This window comes from Rosettibacter firmus (assembly GCF_036860695.1).
GTDB classification, from domain to species: domain Bacteria; phylum Bacteroidota; class Ignavibacteria; order Ignavibacteriales; family Melioribacteraceae; genus Rosettibacter; species Rosettibacter firmus.
Genome location: NZ_JAYKGJ010000001.1, coordinates 1,386,557 through 1,403,897, shown reverse-complemented (window position 1 = coordinate 1,403,897; position 17,341 = coordinate 1,386,557). Strand labels below are relative to the sequence as shown.

The 17,341-nt window shown below is 33.8% G+C and carries 28 protein-coding genes; 17 read left to right on the top strand and 11 right to left on the bottom strand.

Going from position 1 to position 17,341, the window contains the following annotated elements:
• Positions 1-113: 113 nt before the first annotated feature.
• Positions 114-461 (bottom strand): helix-turn-helix domain-containing protein, encoded by a 348-nt coding sequence (locus tag VJY38_RS06045; protein ID WP_353679777.1) that lies wholly within the window; start codon positions 459-461, stop codon positions 114-116.
• Between the two features lie 92 nt (positions 462-553).
• Between VJY38_RS06045 and VJY38_RS06040 the strand changes: the two genes are divergently transcribed.
• From VJY38_RS06040 to VJY38_RS05970, 15 genes are all read left to right on the top strand, one after another.
• A complete protein-coding gene (locus tag VJY38_RS06040) occupies positions 554-730 on the top strand; it encodes a hypothetical protein (RefSeq protein ID WP_353679776.1) in 177 nt (58 codons plus the stop codon).
• 96 nt (positions 731-826) lie between these two features.
• A complete protein-coding gene (locus VJY38_RS06035) occupies positions 827-1,294 on the top strand; it encodes a phage regulatory CII family protein (RefSeq protein WP_353679775.1) in 468 nt (155 codons plus the stop codon).
• On the top strand, positions 1,252-3,444 hold the full coding sequence (locus VJY38_RS06030) for a Mu transposase C-terminal domain-containing protein (RefSeq protein ID WP_353679774.1): 2,193 nt from the start codon (positions 1,252-1,254) through the stop codon (positions 3,442-3,444). Before VJY38_RS06035 ends, VJY38_RS06030 begins: the two co-directional genes overlap by 43 nt.
• A gap of 24 nt (positions 3,445-3,468) precedes the next feature.
• On the top strand, positions 3,469-3,753 hold the full coding sequence (locus VJY38_RS06025; RefSeq protein ID WP_353679773.1) for a hypothetical protein: 285 nt from the start codon (positions 3,469-3,471) through the stop codon (positions 3,751-3,753).
• Positions 3,754-3,778: 25 nt separating this feature from the next.
• On the top strand, positions 3,779-4,744 hold the full coding sequence (locus VJY38_RS06020) for an AAA family ATPase (protein ID WP_353679772.1): 966 nt from the start codon (positions 3,779-3,781) through the stop codon (positions 4,742-4,744).
• Positions 4,741-4,998, top strand: coding sequence for a hypothetical protein (locus VJY38_RS06015; RefSeq protein ID WP_353679771.1), 258 nt, complete (start codon positions 4,741-4,743; stop codon positions 4,996-4,998). The genes VJY38_RS06020 and VJY38_RS06015 overlap by 4 nt, the downstream gene beginning before the upstream one ends.
• Entirely contained in the window at positions 4,970-5,206 is a 237-nt protein-coding gene (locus tag VJY38_RS06010) for a hypothetical protein (RefSeq protein ID WP_353679770.1), read from the top strand. The genes VJY38_RS06015 and VJY38_RS06010 overlap by 29 nt, the downstream gene beginning before the upstream one ends.
• A 104-nt stretch (positions 5,207-5,310) precedes the next feature.
• Entirely contained in the window at positions 5,311-5,673 is a 363-nt protein-coding gene (locus tag VJY38_RS06005; protein ID WP_353679769.1) for a hypothetical protein, read from the top strand.
• Position 5,674: 1 nt separating this feature from the next.
• On the top strand, positions 5,675-5,860 hold the full coding sequence (locus VJY38_RS06000; RefSeq protein WP_353679768.1) for a hypothetical protein: 186 nt from the start codon (positions 5,675-5,677) through the stop codon (positions 5,858-5,860).
• On the top strand, positions 5,845-6,090 hold the full coding sequence (locus tag VJY38_RS05995; RefSeq protein WP_353679767.1) for a hypothetical protein: 246 nt from the start codon (positions 5,845-5,847) through the stop codon (positions 6,088-6,090). The genes VJY38_RS06000 and VJY38_RS05995 overlap by 16 nt, the downstream gene beginning before the upstream one ends.
• A complete protein-coding gene (locus tag VJY38_RS05990) occupies positions 6,087-6,404 on the top strand; it encodes a hypothetical protein (protein ID WP_353679766.1) in 318 nt (105 codons plus the stop codon). The genes VJY38_RS05995 and VJY38_RS05990 overlap by 4 nt, the downstream gene beginning before the upstream one ends.
• A complete protein-coding gene (locus VJY38_RS05985) occupies positions 6,391-6,825 on the top strand; it encodes a regulatory protein GemA (RefSeq protein WP_353679765.1) in 435 nt (144 codons plus the stop codon). Before VJY38_RS05990 ends, VJY38_RS05985 begins: the two co-directional genes overlap by 14 nt.
• A complete protein-coding gene (locus VJY38_RS05980; RefSeq protein ID WP_353679764.1) occupies positions 6,822-7,124 on the top strand; it encodes a hypothetical protein in 303 nt (100 codons plus the stop codon). Before VJY38_RS05985 ends, VJY38_RS05980 begins: the two co-directional genes overlap by 4 nt.
• A 3-nt stretch (positions 7,125-7,127) precedes the next feature.
• Complete coding sequence (locus VJY38_RS05975; protein ID WP_353679763.1) at positions 7,128-7,337, top strand: hypothetical protein; 210 nt, start codon at positions 7,128-7,130, stop codon at positions 7,335-7,337.
• Positions 7,330-7,863 (top strand): phage virion morphogenesis protein, encoded by a 534-nt coding sequence (locus VJY38_RS05970; RefSeq protein ID WP_353679762.1) that lies wholly within the window; start codon positions 7,330-7,332, stop codon positions 7,861-7,863. The genes VJY38_RS05975 and VJY38_RS05970 overlap by 8 nt, the downstream gene beginning before the upstream one ends.
• 119 nt (positions 7,864-7,982) lie before the next feature.
• Here the strand turns inward: VJY38_RS05970 and VJY38_RS05965 are convergent, their stop codons facing one another.
• The 10 genes from VJY38_RS05965 to VJY38_RS05920 form a co-directional block, all read right to left on the bottom strand.
• Positions 7,983-9,272, bottom strand: coding sequence for a phage minor head protein (locus tag VJY38_RS05965; RefSeq protein ID WP_353679761.1), 1,290 nt, complete (start codon positions 9,270-9,272; stop codon positions 7,983-7,985).
• A gap of 32 nt (positions 9,273-9,304) precedes the next feature.
• Positions 9,305-10,744, bottom strand: a complete 1,440-nt coding sequence (locus VJY38_RS05960; protein ID WP_353679760.1) for a DUF935 domain-containing protein — start codon at positions 10,742-10,744, stop codon at positions 9,305-9,307.
• A 44-nt stretch (positions 10,745-10,788) separates the two neighbouring features.
• Positions 10,789-12,156 carry a phage terminase large subunit family protein gene (locus VJY38_RS05955; protein WP_353679759.1) on the bottom strand — a complete coding sequence of 456 codons (1,368 nt, stop codon included), beginning with the start codon at positions 12,154-12,156 and terminating at the stop codon, positions 10,789-10,791.
• Positions 12,157-12,293: 137 nt separating this feature from the next.
• The gene (locus tag VJY38_RS05950; protein ID WP_353679758.1) at positions 12,294-13,112 is read right to left on the bottom strand and encodes a hypothetical protein; all 819 of its coding nucleotides are present in this window, start codon (positions 13,110-13,112) and stop codon (positions 12,294-12,296) included.
• Positions 13,112-13,570, bottom strand: a complete 459-nt coding sequence (locus tag VJY38_RS05945) for a hyaluronate lyase N-terminal domain-containing protein (protein ID WP_353679757.1) — start codon at positions 13,568-13,570, stop codon at positions 13,112-13,114. The genes VJY38_RS05950 and VJY38_RS05945 overlap by 1 nt, the downstream gene beginning before the upstream one ends.
• 20 nt (positions 13,571-13,590) lie before the next feature.
• Entirely contained in the window at positions 13,591-13,932 is a 342-nt protein-coding gene (locus tag VJY38_RS05940; protein WP_353679756.1) for a hypothetical protein, read from the bottom strand.
• Between the two features lies 1 nt (position 13,933).
• Complete coding sequence (locus VJY38_RS05935; RefSeq protein ID WP_353679755.1) at positions 13,934-14,260, bottom strand: hypothetical protein; 327 nt, start codon at positions 14,258-14,260, stop codon at positions 13,934-13,936.
• 169 nt (positions 14,261-14,429) lie between these two features.
• Positions 14,430-14,819 carry a terminase gpP N-terminus-related DNA-binding protein gene (locus tag VJY38_RS05930; RefSeq protein WP_353679754.1) on the bottom strand — a complete coding sequence of 130 codons (390 nt, stop codon included), beginning with the start codon at positions 14,817-14,819 and terminating at the stop codon, positions 14,430-14,432.
• Between the two features lie 2 nt (positions 14,820-14,821).
• Positions 14,822-15,073, bottom strand: coding sequence for a hypothetical protein (locus tag VJY38_RS05925; protein ID WP_353679753.1), 252 nt, complete (start codon positions 15,071-15,073; stop codon positions 14,822-14,824).
• Entirely contained in the window at positions 15,063-15,299 is a 237-nt protein-coding gene (locus VJY38_RS05920; RefSeq protein ID WP_353679752.1) for a hypothetical protein, read from the bottom strand. Before VJY38_RS05920 ends, VJY38_RS05925 begins: the two co-directional genes overlap by 11 nt.
• A gap of 127 nt (positions 15,300-15,426) precedes the next feature.
• Between VJY38_RS05920 and VJY38_RS05915 the strand changes: the two genes are divergently transcribed.
• Both VJY38_RS05915 and VJY38_RS05910 read left to right on the top strand, forming a co-directional pair.
• Positions 15,427-16,395 carry a hypothetical protein gene (locus tag VJY38_RS05915; protein ID WP_353679751.1) on the top strand — a complete coding sequence of 323 codons (969 nt, stop codon included), beginning with the start codon at positions 15,427-15,429 and terminating at the stop codon, positions 16,393-16,395.
• A gap of 22 nt (positions 16,396-16,417) precedes the next feature.
• Entirely contained in the window at positions 16,418-17,335 is a 918-nt protein-coding gene (locus tag VJY38_RS05910; RefSeq protein ID WP_353679750.1) for a major capsid protein, read from the top strand.
• Positions 17,336-17,341 lie beyond the last annotated feature (6 nt).

The window sequence follows — 17,341 nt, the reverse complement described above, 5'->3', positions numbered from 1 at the left end:
CATAAGTGAAATAAATATAATAAGTTAAGTAATGTGCGACGGCAATAGTGCTTGGCAAAGAATTTTACATTTTTTTGCCACTTTTTACACAAATTTGGCAGAAAAAATATTGCCTACTTTTTGGGTTTACGCTTACTTTTTTTTTGCTGCTCTACTTCTTGAGCGAGGAGAAGAAAACGGCTAATACTATCCCTAAGGCGTTGATTCTCCTCCTCTAACTCTTTTAGCCGAGTTAGTAGCGTTTGTATTGTCTCTGGCGGCGGATCCGGGGTGTCGCTTAAGAGCCAATTAATGTCGCAACCAAGGTCCTTCAGCTTCCTTAGTATATCTCCACCAGGAATACTCTCATTATTTAGATAAACATATAAGCTCGGTGGCTTCATATCAAGTAATTCGGCAAGTTTAGCAACCGAACCAATATAATTTTCTGCAAAAAAACGAAGTTTTTCACCTATTGTCATAAAAATTTTATAATTACCTAAAAAAATACTTGACAAGAATTAGGTAATTACCTATATTTGTAAAGAAACCTTTAATAATTTTTAATAAAAAAATGACTGACGAAAAGCAGCCATTAAAATTAAAACTTGATCGTAAGTTAATTAACCAGGCGGAAATAGCAAGACGCACTGGTTATAGCGAAGCAATGATCTCATTAGTGCTTTCAGGTAAAAGAAAGAACGATAAATTACTCGCTAAAATTATAGAAATTGTAAAAAATGCTGCTTAAGAGCTTATTAAAAGCTCTTTAAGCGGCATTTTTTGTTTGTTCTAAATTAAATAATTGTACAATGATAAACAATTAAAATTATCCGGGAAGTTTTTAATGGCACAAAGTAAATCTATTAAAACAATTCTTTATGAAACTATTCACCGGAATAAAAAGTCTGTAGAACAAATTGCTGATGAGATAGGAATAAGCAGCAATTACCTATATAGAGCAGGTCTTCCGCTGGAAGAAAGCGGAGTGAAATTCCCACTTGATTATTTAATTCCACTAATGAAAGCAACCGGAAATTATGCGATTTTGGAAAAAATTGCGTGGATTTGTGGGTTTTTGCTGGTTAAAGAGCCAAAGGTAAGGATACCAAAGACGGAGGGGACAGAATTAGTGGCTGATTACCAGGATGCAACGACGCTGGCGGTTAGATGCCTGAAGAAATTCCTCGATAAGCCAACCGAAAACCACTATAATGAAGTAATAGAAGCTTTGCAGTTGGTTATGACAAAGTCTGCAGAGGCAAAAAAATATTGCAACAAACATTATCAGGGACAAATGGAGCTGGAGTTATGAAGGACCCTTTTGCTGAAAATTGCAGTAATAATATCAATGAAAATTCAGCCGATGCGGTTGCGACCTTTGAGGGGAAGGTCGCAACCAAGGTCGCAACCGAAACAAATATGGTTGTTACCAATGATAAAATAATAGAAAATAAGAACTTACAGCAATCAGTTAAATGGATAAGCACTCTTGAAGGTCGCAACCACTTAGGTATATCTCAGCAAGCTTTAAGAAAACACGTTTCCAAAGGACATTTTGTCACACGTAAGGTGAAGATGAATGGTGGTTTTGGATATGAAATTGCCCTGGAAAGTATGTTTAATTACTATAATTCTATTGGTGATTGGGATAAGTGTGAGAAGATTTTGGGGTGGATACAGGAGCTTTCGGAAAATTCAAGCGAAATTATATCGGATGGGACGGACAGAGCAAGCTCTGTCAATACAATAACAACAGATGAGGCATTGGCAAAGTACCAGATATGCAAGCTACTGGATGAGGTAATATTAAAGGCGGATAAGAAGACAATTGCAGTTGAAAAGTTTGTTAATAGTTTTAACCAGGGAAGTTACCCGAAATTGCTCGAGAGTGTTGGAAAAATAAGTATGAGATCAGTTTACCGCTGGTACAAGACATTAATAGATAATAATTGGGACATAAGTATATTTGAGAAAAAGTTAAAGCCCGCCGCAAGAACCATTTCAAACAAAGAAGCAGAGGTGATTATACCAATGTTACTTAATCCGAATCGCCCATTAATAAGTGAAATAATTAAGAGAGCTAAACAGGAATTTTTGAATCGTGGAATTGCAATAAAAAGCGATATTACTTACAGAAGATTTATCCAGGAATGGACAAAAAGAAACATAGATCTATGGACGCTTGGAAGGTATGGAATGAAGGCATTCAATGATAAAATAATGAAAGATATTTTGCGTGATAAGGACCGTGTGGAAGTCGGTGACATAGTTGTAGCTGATGGTCATACGCTTAATGTAATGGTGATAAATCCACTTACCGGCAGATCGCAGAGGATGACGCTGATAATGTTTTTTGATTTTAAGTCTTCAATGCCACTTGGCTGGGAAATAATGCCGACTGAGAATGTGCTGACGATTGCGAGTGCACTGAGAAGAACGATATTGCTGCTGGGAAGGTTTTTTGGGAATAATTCCGAAGCTGGAAGCTTCGGTTACATTCCGAGGATTGCTTATCTGGATAATGGACGGGCTTTCAGAGCTAAATATTTCAGAGGGATTAAGGATTTCAGGGATTCAATAGTGCCGGGATTATTTGGAAAACTTGGCATTGAAACGATGTATGCAACGCCTTATCACGGGCAATCGAAGACAATTGAAAGATGGTTTAAGACGCTTGGAGAATTTGAGAGACGTTTACCTGCATATACTGGGACCAATATTGCCGGTAAACCTGCAATGCTTATGAGAAATGAGAAGCTCCACCAGAGACTTTTTGATAATACTCCGATTCATGTTGATAGTTTGGCTGCTACTCTTGAAGAATTTATTAAAGAATATGCAGAACAGCCACACCAGGACGGGCAATATAAGGGATTATGTCCGGCTGAGGTATTTATGCACAGCGTTAATAAAATAAAGAGTGAGCCGGAGCGATTGAAAGGCAGATTGATAAGCAAGCAAGAACTTAACTATTTAATGCTAAGTGATGAGACGAGGACAATAGGTAAGAATGGAATAAGATTTAGAGGGAATTATTATTACAATGAAGAAATGCCGAGGATAATCGGGAGCCGGGTAGTGATTAAATATGACATTTGGGACGATAAAGAAATTATAGTTCTTGATGAAAAAGAGAGATTTTTATTTACGGCAAGTAAGGATGATTATCGTTATCATCCGGCAGCAAGGCTGCTGGGGAAGGATGAGGATATTGTACTGCTGCAGGAAGCATTGAGGAAAAAACAGCAGATGAAGAATGAGACTATGGAGCAATTTAAGGAGATTGTAAAATTAGGTAATGAATTGATACCTAAAAAGCAAGTTGATGTTTTTGAAATGCCAAAGAAAGAAGAGAAAAAGCAGCCAAAGAAGAAAAATGCATTTAAGGAATATATGAAATTGTGCGGGATTGAGTCGAAGATTTACAGCAATCCCATTGAGGCATTGTTAAAAAAAGGATAATTATAAACAAAAAGGAGAAATAAAATGAAACCTAAATTAATTTCTTATGGTCGTTTAGTCAACAAAGGTAATTACGAGCATGTACGAATTGAATTACAGGTAGAGATAGAAGAAAGCGAAAAAGTAGCGGATGTTTATAAGAAAATAAAAGATTTTGTAGATAAAAAATGTGAAATTGAAACGATAGACTCTTCTAAAATAGAAAAAGCAAAGGAAATATTAAATAATAAGCTTAATTACAGATTGAGAGAAATAGAAGAAGCTGAGAGGATTTTACAGAAAATCGAACTTGATGAAAATATATTTTGATAATAACTCCGCAAGTAGACGAGACTTGCGGAGTGAAAAAAACAATAACGTTAACAAAAATGGAGTTAACATGAACAAAAATAATGAAAATCTTCCTATGATGGAAGGAAATATTTTAAATAAGCTTCGTGATTATATCGAACGAAAAGAAGTTTCGATAAATAGAATTGCGAAGCAAATCGGCTACAGTGCCAGCGTCATCTCAACATATCTTCAAGGTAAATATCCGGGTGATGTACAAAAACTTGAATGGGCAATTGCTTCATTTCTTATGCGACAGGAAGAAATTGAGGCAATGCCCAAAGAGATGATTCCATTTTGCCCAATTACTAATGCAGAATTGCTATTCCAAACAGCAAAGATTGCACACCTGGATCAAGAGATTGGAGTAGTAATAGGAGAGGCCGGCACGGGTAAAACAAAAGCAGCAAAGGAATATGCAAAGCAAAATCCAGACGTAGTACTAATAGAAGCTGATTTAAGTTATACTACAAAAGTTTTCTTCCGAGAACTTCATAAGAAGCTTGGAATGGATGGTAATGGTGGAATATATGATTTATTTACAGATTGTTGCGAGAAGCTGAAGGATAGTAATAGACTTATAATCATTGATGAAGCTGAAAATTTACCTTACAGAGCATTGGATATGGTCCGCAGACTTTATGATAAAGCAAATGTTGGAATATTGCTAATTGGTTTACCGAGATTGATTGCAAATCTAAGAGGTAAACGAGGTGAATTCAAGCAATTATATAGCCGTGTAGGGATAGTGACGCAGCTTGAAGACTGGAGTGAAAGCGATGCAAAGTTAATAATTCAGACAGTATTTCCATCAACAAACGGCGTTTATAAAACCTTTTATGAGCTTTCGAAAGGCAATGGAAGAAAGCTTGAAAAATTAATTTTAAGAACATCAAGGGCAGCAAGAACCAGTAAGAAAGAAATTACAGATAAATTGGTTAAATCTGCTGCGGAGGTGTTGATGTTATGAAGATAAGAATATCAAATCATGCAATTAAAGCATATAAAAACAGAATATTATTGAATGAGGCAATAGATGAAAAGCAAATTATAAATCAGATAAAAGAAATATTTAAACAAGCTCGTTATATAAGTGACAATAAGAATGGGATATTATTTCGTGATGATAATTTAATGATAGAATACATAGTAAAGAATAAATGTATAGTTACAATTTATCCAATAAGGAGGAATAGTGGAAATAACGGCAAAAATATTAGGTAAACTTCTATTAGATATGTTCCCCGAATCAGACAATGCATTCGAAGCAATAGATAAATACAGCACATTACTTTATAACAGAATAATGCTAAAAGATAAAGCAATGATTGATTATAAAGATGAACTCGAACTTTTTATTTTTCTAAATGGGTACAAAAGCAAAATAGCTGAAATGGTTCATAAAGAATATTTAAATAAACAAGGAGAATAATATGTACGAATTATTTTTCGCATTCATAATGGGGTTTATATTTGGCGCTATAGGGATTGCAGTAATTACATATTTCGCAATAAAGAAATTTGAGGATGAATAAAATGAAATTTTTAAAAGCTTATGCCAAGTATTACAAAATGTATAAAGCATTTGAAGAGATCTTAAAAGATTTACATCCACTTGCACTAAGGGAATTAAAGAAATACCCAGAAGGCAAAGCAGATTATGATGGTGTTGAGTTTCATCTTACAAAAAAAGTTGAGAAGAAGTTCGATGAATTTGTTGAAGTGCAATTAAAAGAATTGAGAGACAAGATTAATGAGATCAAGAAAGAAGCAGAACAGAGAGGAGATGTAATAATCAATGAAAAAGAAACATTTGATGCGCAGATACCAAGAAGCAGCAAGGAAGAAGTGCTTGCTACGGTAAAAGATTACAAAAAATATTTTGCAATAGGAGGTTAAAATGTTATCACTCTCAGTAAAATCTCACTGGAGATTAGCATATAGAACATTTTTAAAGGCAATAAAAGTGACATTACAGGATATAAAACAACAATTTAAGGCACAAAAATATAGAATGCATATAATAGACGATTTAGATGAACAAAGATATTTTTTTAAGGTAGGTGAAAAATGGGGAAAGCGATAGGGAAAGAATTGCTTGAGCTTTATAGAAAAAAAATTGTAACAAGAGATGAAATAATCAAAATGACTGGTAAATCTCATATGGCAATTTATTCGAAAATTAAAAGATATGGCATAGAATTATGGGATAAAAAGAAAAAGAAAAAGAAAAAGATGTATAAGATAAAAAATAGGGACAAATATTTTTCGCTAAAAGAATATAAAAATCATTATTTATTTAATTACAACAAATGAAAACGAGAGAAGGATATTTAAGTGAAAAGATAAGAGATATTGCTTATGTAGAGCAGCTGGATAAGCTTGGTAATATGCAGAAGAAAGTTTATGATATTATCAAGAGATATGGTCCCTGCTCTACAGAATTTATAGCAATAACTCTGAATGTTTATCCGCACCAGATTACACCGAGGGTTAAGGAGTTGCGAGAAATGGGGCTTGTATATTTTTATGATATTGGGCGGAGTCCAAAAAGCGGCAAGGCAGTAAGCCTCTGGAAGGTAACGAGAATTGATCCACAATTAAAATTATTTAGTGATGGAAATAAATAAAGCTCAAATAGCTAAGATACACGCATTAAAAAGCCAGTTAAAATTATCTGACGAAGAATATAGTGCTGCGTTGGGAAGTTATGGAGTTACTACCAGTAAGGATTTAAGTTATGAGCAGGCATCAGACTTAATAAAAAAACTTGTTAAACTATTGCCACAATATTTGGAATATAAAGAAAAGAAAAAATATAAGAAATATGATGAACTTGGAATAAGATGGAATGAAAAACTGAAGCAGCACTATGCAACGCCTAAACAACTGAGAATGCTTGAGGCGATGTGGATGACATCGCCGAGAGTTGAAAATAAAACAGAGGATGCATTTAGAAAGTTTTGTAAAAGAATAACAGGAATTGATAGAATTGAGTGGCTAATGATGAATGATGTGAGAAAAATTAAAAAAGCAATTGAGAATTTATGAACGAATGGTTCAAAGAAATAGATTATAAGAAATTTCTTCAAGGTGATTTAAAATTGCTTGAAGAAATTATTGGTATCGATAAATTTATAGAACTTTATAATTATTTTGGCAAAACAAGTATATATTTTAGCGAGAAACCTCTAATGGAAATGAAACAAGAATATATAAGAAAGTATTTTGGATATAAAAATGAAAAAGAACTTGCAAGATTGCTTGGTGTAAGTGAAAGACTTATTTATAAAGTTGCTGAGCAAAAAATTATATTAAAAGAACAACAGGATTTATTTGAAAAGGAGTAAAAAATGAAAATTGAAAAAATTATAGTAACATATGGAGAAACAAGACATACTGATGATCCATGGCATTCATATAAAAGATATGAATTATCAATGGAAGTAAGTTTGGATCCAAAAGATTCACGAAGTTATTATAGAAAATTAATAACTGAAGAATTAGTAAGAGAAGTAAAAAGATTTTTTGAAGAAAATAAATATAAGGATGAAAATGAATAATGAATTTAAATCTCCTGAAATAATTGAATTACTTAAGAATAAACTTTCAAACAAAAGCAAATTAATGGTAGCTATTGCAGAAACAATGCGTTCTGCAGTTCTGAAAAATTTTGAGACTGAAGGCAGCAGAATCGGGAAGCCCTGGCAGAGACTATCGCATCAGACAATTAAACAGCGTGAAAAGAAAGGTTATTGGCCTGGGAAAATATTACAGAAGACAGGACAGTTAAAAAGAAGTATTATTAGCAGCTATGGTGAAGATTATGCACAGGTAAGCACAAATTTAATTTATGCTGCAATACAGAATTATGGCGGAGTGATACATAGAAGTACTTTGAAAACCTATCTCAAGAGAAAAATAAATTTAAATCCGTTGACTAAAAGTCAACTGCAATATAAGGCTGGAAGCAATAAGATGAGTTCGATCAGGATACCGGCAAGACCATTTATGCAATTAAATAATCAGGATATTGAGAAGATAAAGAAGAAGATAATAGAAGCCCTGTCTGCCGACAGGCAGGATTGACAAGGAAGGAATAAAATGATAATTTATAATACCGGTGTAAGGTGCTTCCGTGAGCATAACCTTACATCGTCTGTAAGCAGGCACGGAACTGGATAATGCTTACAGTATTCAGCCCCGAGTTATCGGGGCTTTTTTGTATAAATAAGTTTCCCCTTTCGAACTCTATCAATATCTTTAAGGTTATAAGGGAATGCATTATAGAATATTGTTGAATCTTTTTCCATTCTCAGCACAACAAAATAACTTCTTTTCTTTTTGTCTTTGAACAAACCGATATAATGTTTACGATATTCAACAAATCCTTTATCGGATTGATACAAAGCAAGATAAACTTCAAATGGATCTTGAAGAGTAGGTTTTATAAATGGTATAAATTGTTCTCTATTATCGGATTTTGTAAGCAAATAATTTAATCGATTTTTTGAAACAACTGCCAGGTCGTTATCAGCAGTAGGAATAATTGCATAATTGTCTTTTCCCGAAGGGATGGATTCCCAAAAATCAAATTCTTTTTCTATCAATTTCCATAAATTATCTTTACCAATTTCCTTAATTGATGGGAATTTATCTGGTTGTTGTATAAAATATGAATCATCTAACTCTTCAATTGATGGTCTATTATTATCTCTAAATGTAGGTTGAAGTTGATAAAGTGAAAATTTTCCGAAATCATTATCAAATTCAAGTGCTGCTTTTCCTGGATTATATTCCCATCCTTTGCCGGGCTTAAGCTTCTTTATAAACTTCTCAGCTTCTTCGTTTGGCAATCTGGAAGGTCGCGGTATATTCATTTCTTTGAGGTCGTCATTGTCAAGTGGAATAACAGAACATCTGCAGCCCCAATCGTTTGGTGGGTATATTTTATCCCATATAGGATCATCAGCACGGAAAACTTTGCCGTGTAATGCACGGTGAGATGGTCTTGTATTGCTATCCAGTACTGCGTTATACATCCAGTAAGGTCTATCATCAATGTTGTCTATCATTGCTTTGTAATGCCCGCTTGCATAAGCAACGTCAATATTAGTGCGATAAATTGTTTTAAGACGCCAGGGAGAGCCGAGAAGAATTTCTTTTTCCGGATCAATATCTTCCGGCAATGGGAAGTCCGATGGTACATCTTTAGCTTTAACTTTCCCCCACCAGCCTTTTGCCTTAAGAGTTGGTTTTAAGTTTTCTTTGAATTGTTGATATGTTAAACCGTTATCAATTGCTTTCTGAAGCTCATTTCTGATGTCTGATAATATATCGAGTCTCATTGCTTTTGCAACAGTAAAAGCTTTGGTGTATGCTTCTTTCCAGGTGTCCTGCCAATTCCAGCTTATCTTGTATCCTTTGCGTTTAAGATATTCGATTATCTGTTCTGGCTTAAGTCCGATTGCAAGTTTTATGTCGATATTTTCTGGCATTGCAACTCCAACACACAGACTAATAGTCTGTGCTACAATTGATTACGACCGATTATTTCGCTTATGAATAGAAGTTTTGCTAATAAATCTTCAAGTTGATTTGTTGACATTGCCGGATAAGTTTTTGCAAGTTCTTCCATAATTGTTTCGTAAGATTCTCCTTTTTCGATTAGCGATAAAACGGGCTTTAAAGTGCTTTCAATCTGGAGTTGAAGAAGCTTGTCCGGGAGCTGGGTGATTATATTATCGGTTATGTCTTTGTTTTCGAAGCTGGAAGCTTCGTTTACTTTTTCTTTTTCAGCGAAGCTTGAAGCTTCGCTTGTATTTATTTCGAAGTCATCAGGAAGCAGATTATAATTGCGGATATAATAATCTTTGGTGAATTTAATTCCTGTATTGACTAATATCTGATCTCTTTCTGCGAGCAGTTTATCAACATCTTCGTCGGCATAAAGGATAAACTTAGGTTTATTAGGCGAGTTAAAATTAATCTGATAAATTAAATCAATAATTTTGTTGATAGTTCTTTCAACAATTCTCTTATCTGCTTGCTGCACTTTTTCAAGCATATCACCCATTGTTTTAGACGCAGCATAAGTGCCTGTATCTTGAACTTCTGTAGTTAATGTTTGAGTAAGAATTGCTTTAGAGATTTCGGAGTTCATAAAGTTCATAAGCTCTTTGAAAACTTCTACAGAGCTGGAGCGTTGAGCTTCTTTGATTTCCACGCTTGAGTCATCTGGAATGACAGCAACAGCATCCTGAATCATATTATCAAGTGAAGAAAGCAGGTTATCAATATCTTGTTGAGAAGATCCCCGAGGAAGTTTGCCAACCAGAAATGGATTGCCATATTTCTCGGTGAATGTAATCCAGAATTTTAATCCGCCACGTTTGAATGTAACCGGCCAAAAACAACGGCTTAATACACGCTCGCCGTAAGGGTTTTGGTATGTTGGTTTATGTTGTACTAAAATAAACTTAAGCGGATTAATGATCTCGCCTTCATTTGTACCAAGATTTGGATTAAAGTTTTTCTTATAATTAAGATTATTATATTGATCGAAGAAAAACCATTCCTGCGGTTTCTCATCAATTCTTTCTGGAATTAAATAGCTGCCATCTTTTTTCCAGATTATTTCAAAAACTGTAAAGCCAAATAGTGGTGTATTAAGAATTTGATCAATAAGATTTTCAAGATTGATAGAATTGAGAAAATTATTAATTAAATCATATTCATTTTGGTTAGAATCAAGTTGTTGAAGTTCCCAGTTAAGAGAAAGTACTCCTGATTTACGTTGCTGTATTGTAGAAAAGAGATGAGGGTCTGTCATCAGTTCACGGTAGGTTGTGATGTCTTTACCTATTTTTCTTAGAATAGGGTCAGGATCCGGAAGCATATTCCAATAAGTAACTATCTTCTCAAAATTCTGTCTGGTTGCTATTTCACTTGTTAAAGTTTTTGTATCCATATTTACCTCATTTGTTGAGGCACAGACTAATAGTCTGTGCTACATTAAAAATTTTCAATTAATTTATAGGATTCTCTTTTGCCTTTTGATTTTGCAAATGTGATTCCTGCATTGCTCTTGGCTGCATAGCAGCAAAGTGCTAATGCCCAGAATCTGTCAGCATGTCCGCTTACTTCAGATTGCTGCACATCAAATCTTATGTTATTACTTGCAGTTGTAACTTTTCTAACCGAATGTAAATCTTCCCGGATATTTTTATCAGGCGGAATAAAAATTTGTCTATCTTCAACCATCCTTAATAAATTATATGCGAGCTCTTCCTTTGTCTTGCCAGTAAAAGTAATTGGCTCAACTCTGAATCGTCCGAATTTATCCTGAGCTTCCTCAGCAAGCTGCATACCAAGACCAGTGGCGTCGATACAAGCTCTGCGAAATCCTGGTAAGCTCAAGTAACTAAATAAAATTTCCTTCTGTGCTTTGAATGGAGTTCGTTCGAGCTCAATTACTTTTCGTGTAAATAAAAACTTTTCGACTTCTTCTGCAATCCAGATAACAGTGAGGTCTTTCTTCCTGCCGATGTCAACACCGATATAAAGATTCTTCGCTTCCTTGCCGTCAGGCAGGCTCAGAATTACATCATCAATGATTCCTTCTCGTTCGATGGCAAAAATTTGTTCGTAAGACAGGAATGCAATTGCTTCATCAACCGGAGTGCAGCAATATTCTTCGAGCCAGGTTGTGCGGTCGAAGGAATTTTCTTCTTGTTCTTTTAACCAGGCATCTCTTTCTTCTTTTGTGGTTGGTCTTTTATAGATTTTATCAACTAAACCCTGTTCTACTGCATCAAAGATTGTTGTTGTATGTAATGACCAGTTGAGTTTGCCTGTTTTAATTGATTCAACGAATTTATAAAACAAACTTTGTTTTCCTTTGTGAGTGGAGAGTATTCTAAGTGGATAGCCCCAGGTGATTACGGGTTTAGCGGCTTTCCAGAGCTGAACAGCATCATTATGAAAAGCAAATTCATCCAGAACAACTTTACCACCTTTGCTTCTAAATGCTTTTGGATTGCTGGACAAAGCATTTATGCGTTTGCCGTTTGTGAATTCAATTGTGAATGTTTTTATTGATTTGTCGGATTCGAGAACCTGCTCGCCTAAATCACGAGCACCTTTGTCAAAGAGTTTAGCCCACTGAGCACAATACAGTATGTATTCTTTAGCAGCACTTTCGTCTGCTGAAGAAAACCACACCGCCGGGACATTACCAAGCACAACATCACGCACATCCTCGTAAGCCTGCACATAGGTTGCACCGATGCGTCTGCTTTTTTCCCATACCTTAATTTGACTGTTATCATTCAGCCAATTGATCTGATATTGTAAGAAATATTTATTAATGTTATTGCTCATAAGTTTATTGAGCTTTAACCAAATTCAATTGATAATTTCTTTATAATTAGTAGCATTGAAATATTTGTTATATTTAACTTCTATTTTATAATCAATTATGTTATTATTTGTTTTTATTTTTATTCTCATAATTTATTCTATATTTCAGCGATATAGACCACTGATCCCATCCTAATAATGGCCGGAGAACTACTATCTGTACAATATGTTTTTACGATTGCATTAGTATTCGCATTTGTAAATACATAGCCTTCCAAAACAAGATAGTTAGGGGAACTATTGATATGTGATATTATATAGTTAAGATAATTATATGAAATTTCTGCTACTTCAGCCGACGCTATTTTTCGTCTTGCCACAGCAAATAATATTGAATTAATATTAAAACTAAAATAGATTGTAGATTGATTACTATTATCGGGAAATAACCAGACGCTAAAATAAAATAATTTATTAGCTGGGAGTTGATGAGTTAAGTTTGTTATTTCCACTGGACTGGTTGATGATGTCGTAAAATCCGATGTAAGATATTTAAGAGATTTATAGCCACCTGTATTACTCCACACAGGCAATCCATTTGCCAGCGTTAATACCTGCCCATCTGTGCCTTTAGGTAATCTTTGCCATCCTGTTGAAGCACGATATAATATATCACCTTCTTGAGCAGAACCAATAAAATCAAGAATTTCATTTAGTGTTAATTCCTCAATTGCCCCCGAACCTGTTGACTTTCTTCCCAGGATTCTTGAATTAGCCGATACATAATCATTTTTTTTGGAATCTAATTCGGATTTTTTAGCAAAATCTTCATAATTATTATTAGCAATTCCAATTGCAAAACGATTTTCATCTGTTATTAAATAAGGCTCACCTTGAATTAAATTACCCAATGATTTTTGATTATCAAGATTAGCTCTTGTTGTGCGAAGAAATTTTAATATTTTATCCCGAGCCATTAAAATGTTCCTCCATCTATTACAGCAACATCTATTGTAACATAATTATTGCTTACATCCTTAGCCCATTGCATAGAAGACCCCATTCTTATCACTCCATCTGTGCCATCTGTCCCCCATATATATCCCGCAGTTCCCCCATTAACAACTGCAACTTTTTCATCTGTAGAAGTTGGCGGTATATTCAATGCACTTTTAAAATCATTAAATGTAATTTTCTTTTCTTTTTGCCCTGTTGTTTCAGATGCATCGTGAATTATTAAAAGATCCTCTGCTCCTGATATAGATGGTATAGTATTTAAAGTCTCAATGGCAGGTACAACAGTTTTCAATGTTGTAGCATCTGTAGCGATGTGTAAAGTACCACGATCAGTTGTAAACAAAGGTTCGCCAACATTTAATCCTGTTGTTGGTAAATTTGCTTGTAATCCTCTTTTAATTTTAATTATTTGTGGCATTTTATCCTCCTTAATATTAATTAGAAAGTTCCACCGTCAATAATTTTTGTAAAATTAAATCCCCTATCTGAATTGGGATCCACTATAAGAATATAATCAGGAGAACCTATTGGTAATCGTGATGGTTGCCCATATAAATCACCAATTATTAAGTCTCCTTTCGCATTAATAATCGATTTCGGTATATATGTACTATTTATTTTATATGAACTAAAAGTTTTATTTTCTAAAATCAAATTATCATCAATTATATTTGTATCCCCTTGATTAATTATTATTGGAGAAGTTGCAATAGACAATGTTATTGGGGACATATAAGTTGATAAATTAATATTATTATTAATAAATGTTAATGTTACCATTTTATTCTACCATAAATGATTTATTATTTAACCATGTTTCAATTATTCCATTTGCTCTTGTAACGATTAAATCATATTTATATTTTCCACGCTCGATATTAATAGTAGATAAATCTTTTGAAAATTTTATTAAACCTGGTGTTGATAAATCAATACCATTTGTTTCATCGAGTATAAATTTAATATCATCATTATGATCATAAACTATAAACTTTATATGCCAATTTGTAAAATCTATGGGTGTACTATTTTCTTGTGCAATAAGATTAAAATAAAAAGTATCACCCTTAACCCAATAAATGTGCCCATTTTGATCCATTTTAACCATTATATATCCTCAAATTTCTTTCATAAATCGTTTATAAGCCAAGATCTCAAAAAAGCCATAGTTTATATCGTCCGAAAAAAGATCGTAATTTTTAAATGGGTTTTAAATGGGTTTTAAACGAAATTAATAAGCTGTCTCAACCCATTTTCGCCGAATCAGAAAGATTCGGTTATAAACCCAATATTTCTTTCTGAATGAATTCAATAGTATCTTTTGATATATTTTTGACTTTCTCTTCATTACCATCTTCAATTATTTGTATTCCTTGCATAAGTTTGAGAGCACTTAGTGCTTTAACAACCGCATAAATATTATGCGGAGTTGGATTAGCTTTAGCTTCTTTAATAGCAATGCGAGCAATTTCTTTAATCTCTTTCTGGAGATCTTCATTTTCCTGCTGATAAGCTTTGCGCTGGTCATCCCAGTTATTTGCAACTTTCCAGTTGTATAGAGTTTTTCTTGAGACATGATTTTTTAAAAGTTCTACAATTGCATCAATTGAAAAACCTTCGTTTACATATAATCTTTTTGCTTCTTCGTATAAAGCTGCATTTTTCATCTTCAACCTATATTATAAGTTTCTTTTATTTTATAAATCTTGTCGCTACATTCTCTTGCTTTAAGTTGTAGTTGGCGAAATTCTTTTACGAGCATCAATACTTTTTCTAGATCTAGTTCAAGGAAATCGCTGAATGGATTGAGTAATTCTCTTATTTGGATTAAAAGAGAATCTGCTTTCATCTCATATTCTTTATATCGTTCGTTTAATTCGCTTAAGCGACCTTTTGCAATTAATAATTCGTTACTGCTCATTTCTCATTCTCCTATCTTGAATGTCGATTTTAGTTTCCAGTCGCGTCAAAATGCCAATGAGGAGTTCTTTATATTTCAAATCTTGCTCGATTTGCTTAAATAATCTTTCAACTAAATCCGTATAGTTTTTTGATTGTGTTTTGTATGTAACATACCATATAACAAATATAATTATTGCTATTCCCCCATTAGCAAGAACTTTTAAGACGTCTGCACTTAAATCCATTTAAGACTCCAAAATTTTATACATAATATAAAATGAATTTGGTTACAAATATTTTGAACCGTGCAGTATATCTTATTTATTTGTAGCAATAACTTTGTAATAAATACTTTATAAAAAAGGAGTTAATATGAAGTGGTTTTCAATTTTTAAGACTGGCAAACATACTGATAGTTCAGGTAATACGAGAGAATGGACTGAGGCTGATTTAGATAAAATTGTTGAGAATTACGATCCAAAAAAACACGAAGCGCCGATTGTGATTGGTCATCCTAAAACAAATGCGCCAGCTTTCGGCTGGATCGAAAAGCTGAAGAGAGTAGGTGATACATTATATGCATTGCCTAAGCAGCTTGCAAATGAATTCGTAGAAATGGTAAACAAAGGTCTTTTCAAAAAAAGATCTATAAGCCTTTATCCAGATGGAACGCTGAGGCATGTAGGATTTCTTGGTGCACAGCCGCCGGCGGTAAAAGGTTTACCAGATGTTGAATTTAAAGACGAAGACAATTTCAGTTCAATAGAAACAGAAGGCAATATTGATCTTGAAGAAAGTAACACCCCCGACCCCTCCCGAAGGGATGGATTCCCAAAGAAAGGAGATAATAATACTCCTCCCGAAGGGATGGATTCCCATGAATTTTCTAAGAGAGAGGAATATATAGAACTTAAAACTAAATTGAAACAATATGAAGAGCAATTGAAAAAACTTGATCAGAAAGAAAAAGAATTTGAAGAACTCCAGACAAAATATACTCAGTTGCTTGTTGAAAAATCCGCTCTGGAAAAAGAGATAGAAAAACAGAAAAGAGAAACTCAATTAAAAGAATTTGCAGAAAAAGTTGATAAAGCAATCGCCGATGGCAAGCTATTACCCAAGATGAAAGATACTATGACAAAATTATTTGAAGTTGTGTCCTTAACTCCTGTATATGAATTTAGTGAAGGAGTTAAAACAAAGACATCAGAATTGTTAATAGATTTAATTAATTCAATGCCTAAATTGATAGACTTTGAAGAGACTAAGAATAATCAAAAGAAAAATGATATTCCGGTAAGCAAAATATTAGCAGAGGAAATAAGAAAAAACATGAAATAACTATAATAATTAGAGGAATAATATGAAACTACAACAAATATCAGCACAAGACACATTAACACAACAAGTAGTTACTCAAATGATCTCAAGAGCAACTGTACTTGAATTTGCAGAATTTTACTCTATTATTGGCAATGCAGATTATACACGTAAAGCAGCTGCTGCAAGTGGAGGACAATTTAGAGCACTTGATAGTGATTATCCAGATAATAAAATTAGCCCTGCATTTGCAAATCCAATACTTAAAATATTAGGAGACAAGGTTCAAGTTGATCGAGCACATGAAAGAAGAGGTTTGGATATTGCAAGTGTAAGAGCAAGAGAATTAATGAATTTTGCACAAAGCCTTGGAAAACAATTCCAAAAATACTTCTTTAATGGACAGGCATCGGCAACTGAATTTGACGGATTAAAAAATATAGTCCCAACTTCTCAAAAAATAGTTGCTGCTACGAATGGTTTAAGTATACCACTCGGGAATGATAATACTGCAAAGACTTCGCAGCAAAAATTTCTGGAACTTGTGAATAAATTAATACGAAAAATTGATGGTGGTGCACAAGTACTATTTATGAATGGAGATACTCTTAGTAGATTAACCACAATTGCGAGAGAGTTTATTCAGTGGCAGGTGAATCAATTTGGGCAATTGATTCCTTATTTCAACGGAATACCTATCAGAGATGCCGGATATGACAAAGACGGTAATTTAATTATTGGTTTTGATGAGACCGTCGGGACAAGCACAGACTGCACTTCAATTTATGCTGTTAGATTCGGTGAAGGTGCAGACTTAAGCATTGCAACCAATGTTGGTGTTGAAGTTAAAGATCTTGGACTTGTTGGTGTACATTATACTCACAGCGTTGAGTTTGATGCTGATATTGTATTATTAAACGATAAAAGTGTTGCAAAGCTTGAAGGAATTAGATTAGCATAGAAAATC

Bases quoted from the DNA above. Each gene is read 5' to 3' on its own strand.
- VJY38_RS06045 (WP_353679777.1), bottom strand. From the start codon at position 461: ATGACAATAGGTGAAAAACTTCGTTTTTTTGCAGAAAATTATATTGGT.
- VJY38_RS06040 (WP_353679776.1), top strand. From the start codon at position 554: ATGACTGACGAAAAGCAGCCATTAAAATTAAAACTTGATCGTAAGTTA.
- VJY38_RS06035 (WP_353679775.1), top strand. From the start codon at position 827: ATGGCACAAAGTAAATCTATTAAAACAATTCTTTATGAAACTATTCAC.
- VJY38_RS06025 (WP_353679773.1), top strand. From the start codon at position 3,469: ATGAAACCTAAATTAATTTCTTATGGTCGTTTAGTCAACAAAGGTAAT.
- VJY38_RS06015 (WP_353679771.1), top strand. From the start codon at position 4,741: ATGAAGATAAGAATATCAAATCATGCAATTAAAGCATATAAAAACAGA.
- VJY38_RS06005 (WP_353679769.1), top strand. From the start codon at position 5,311: ATGAAATTTTTAAAAGCTTATGCCAAGTATTACAAAATGTATAAAGCA.
- VJY38_RS06000 (WP_353679768.1), top strand. From the start codon at position 5,675: ATGTTATCACTCTCAGTAAAATCTCACTGGAGATTAGCATATAGAACA.
- VJY38_RS05995 (WP_353679767.1), top strand. From the start codon at position 5,845: ATGGGGAAAGCGATAGGGAAAGAATTGCTTGAGCTTTATAGAAAAAAA.
- VJY38_RS05990 (WP_353679766.1), top strand. From the start codon at position 6,087: ATGAAAACGAGAGAAGGATATTTAAGTGAAAAGATAAGAGATATTGCT.
- VJY38_RS05985 (WP_353679765.1), top strand. From the start codon at position 6,391: ATGGAAATAAATAAAGCTCAAATAGCTAAGATACACGCATTAAAAAGC.
- VJY38_RS05980 (WP_353679764.1), top strand. From the start codon at position 6,822: ATGAACGAATGGTTCAAAGAAATAGATTATAAGAAATTTCTTCAAGGT.
- VJY38_RS05975 (WP_353679763.1), top strand. From the start codon at position 7,128: ATGAAAATTGAAAAAATTATAGTAACATATGGAGAAACAAGACATACT.
- VJY38_RS05970 (WP_353679762.1), top strand. From the start codon at position 7,330: ATGAATAATGAATTTAAATCTCCTGAAATAATTGAATTACTTAAGAAT.
- VJY38_RS05965 (WP_353679761.1), bottom strand. From the start codon at position 9,272: ATGCCAGAAAATATCGACATAAAACTTGCAATCGGACTTAAGCCAGAA.
- VJY38_RS05960 (WP_353679760.1), bottom strand. From the start codon at position 10,744: ATGGATACAAAAACTTTAACAAGTGAAATAGCAACCAGACAGAATTTT.
- VJY38_RS05955 (WP_353679759.1), bottom strand. From the start codon at position 12,156: ATGAGCAATAACATTAATAAATATTTCTTACAATATCAGATCAATTGG.
- VJY38_RS05950 (WP_353679758.1), bottom strand. From the start codon at position 13,112: ATGGCTCGGGATAAAATATTAAAATTTCTTCGCACAACAAGAGCTAAT.
- VJY38_RS05945 (WP_353679757.1), bottom strand. From the start codon at position 13,570: ATGCCACAAATAATTAAAATTAAAAGAGGATTACAAGCAAATTTACCA.
- VJY38_RS05940 (WP_353679756.1), bottom strand. From the start codon at position 13,932: ATGGTAACATTAACATTTATTAATAATAATATTAATTTATCAACTTAT.
- VJY38_RS05935 (WP_353679755.1), bottom strand. From the start codon at position 14,260: ATGGTTAAAATGGATCAAAATGGGCACATTTATTGGGTTAAGGGTGAT.
- VJY38_RS05930 (WP_353679754.1), bottom strand. From the start codon at position 14,819: ATGAAAAATGCAGCTTTATACGAAGAAGCAAAAAGATTATATGTAAAC.
- VJY38_RS05925 (WP_353679753.1), bottom strand. From the start codon at position 15,073: ATGAGCAGTAACGAATTATTAATTGCAAAAGGTCGCTTAAGCGAATTA.
- VJY38_RS05920 (WP_353679752.1), bottom strand. From the start codon at position 15,299: ATGGATTTAAGTGCAGACGTCTTAAAAGTTCTTGCTAATGGGGGAATA.
- VJY38_RS05915 (WP_353679751.1), top strand. From the start codon at position 15,427: ATGAAGTGGTTTTCAATTTTTAAGACTGGCAAACATACTGATAGTTCA.
- VJY38_RS05910 (WP_353679750.1), top strand. From the start codon at position 16,418: ATGAAACTACAACAAATATCAGCACAAGACACATTAACACAACAAGTA.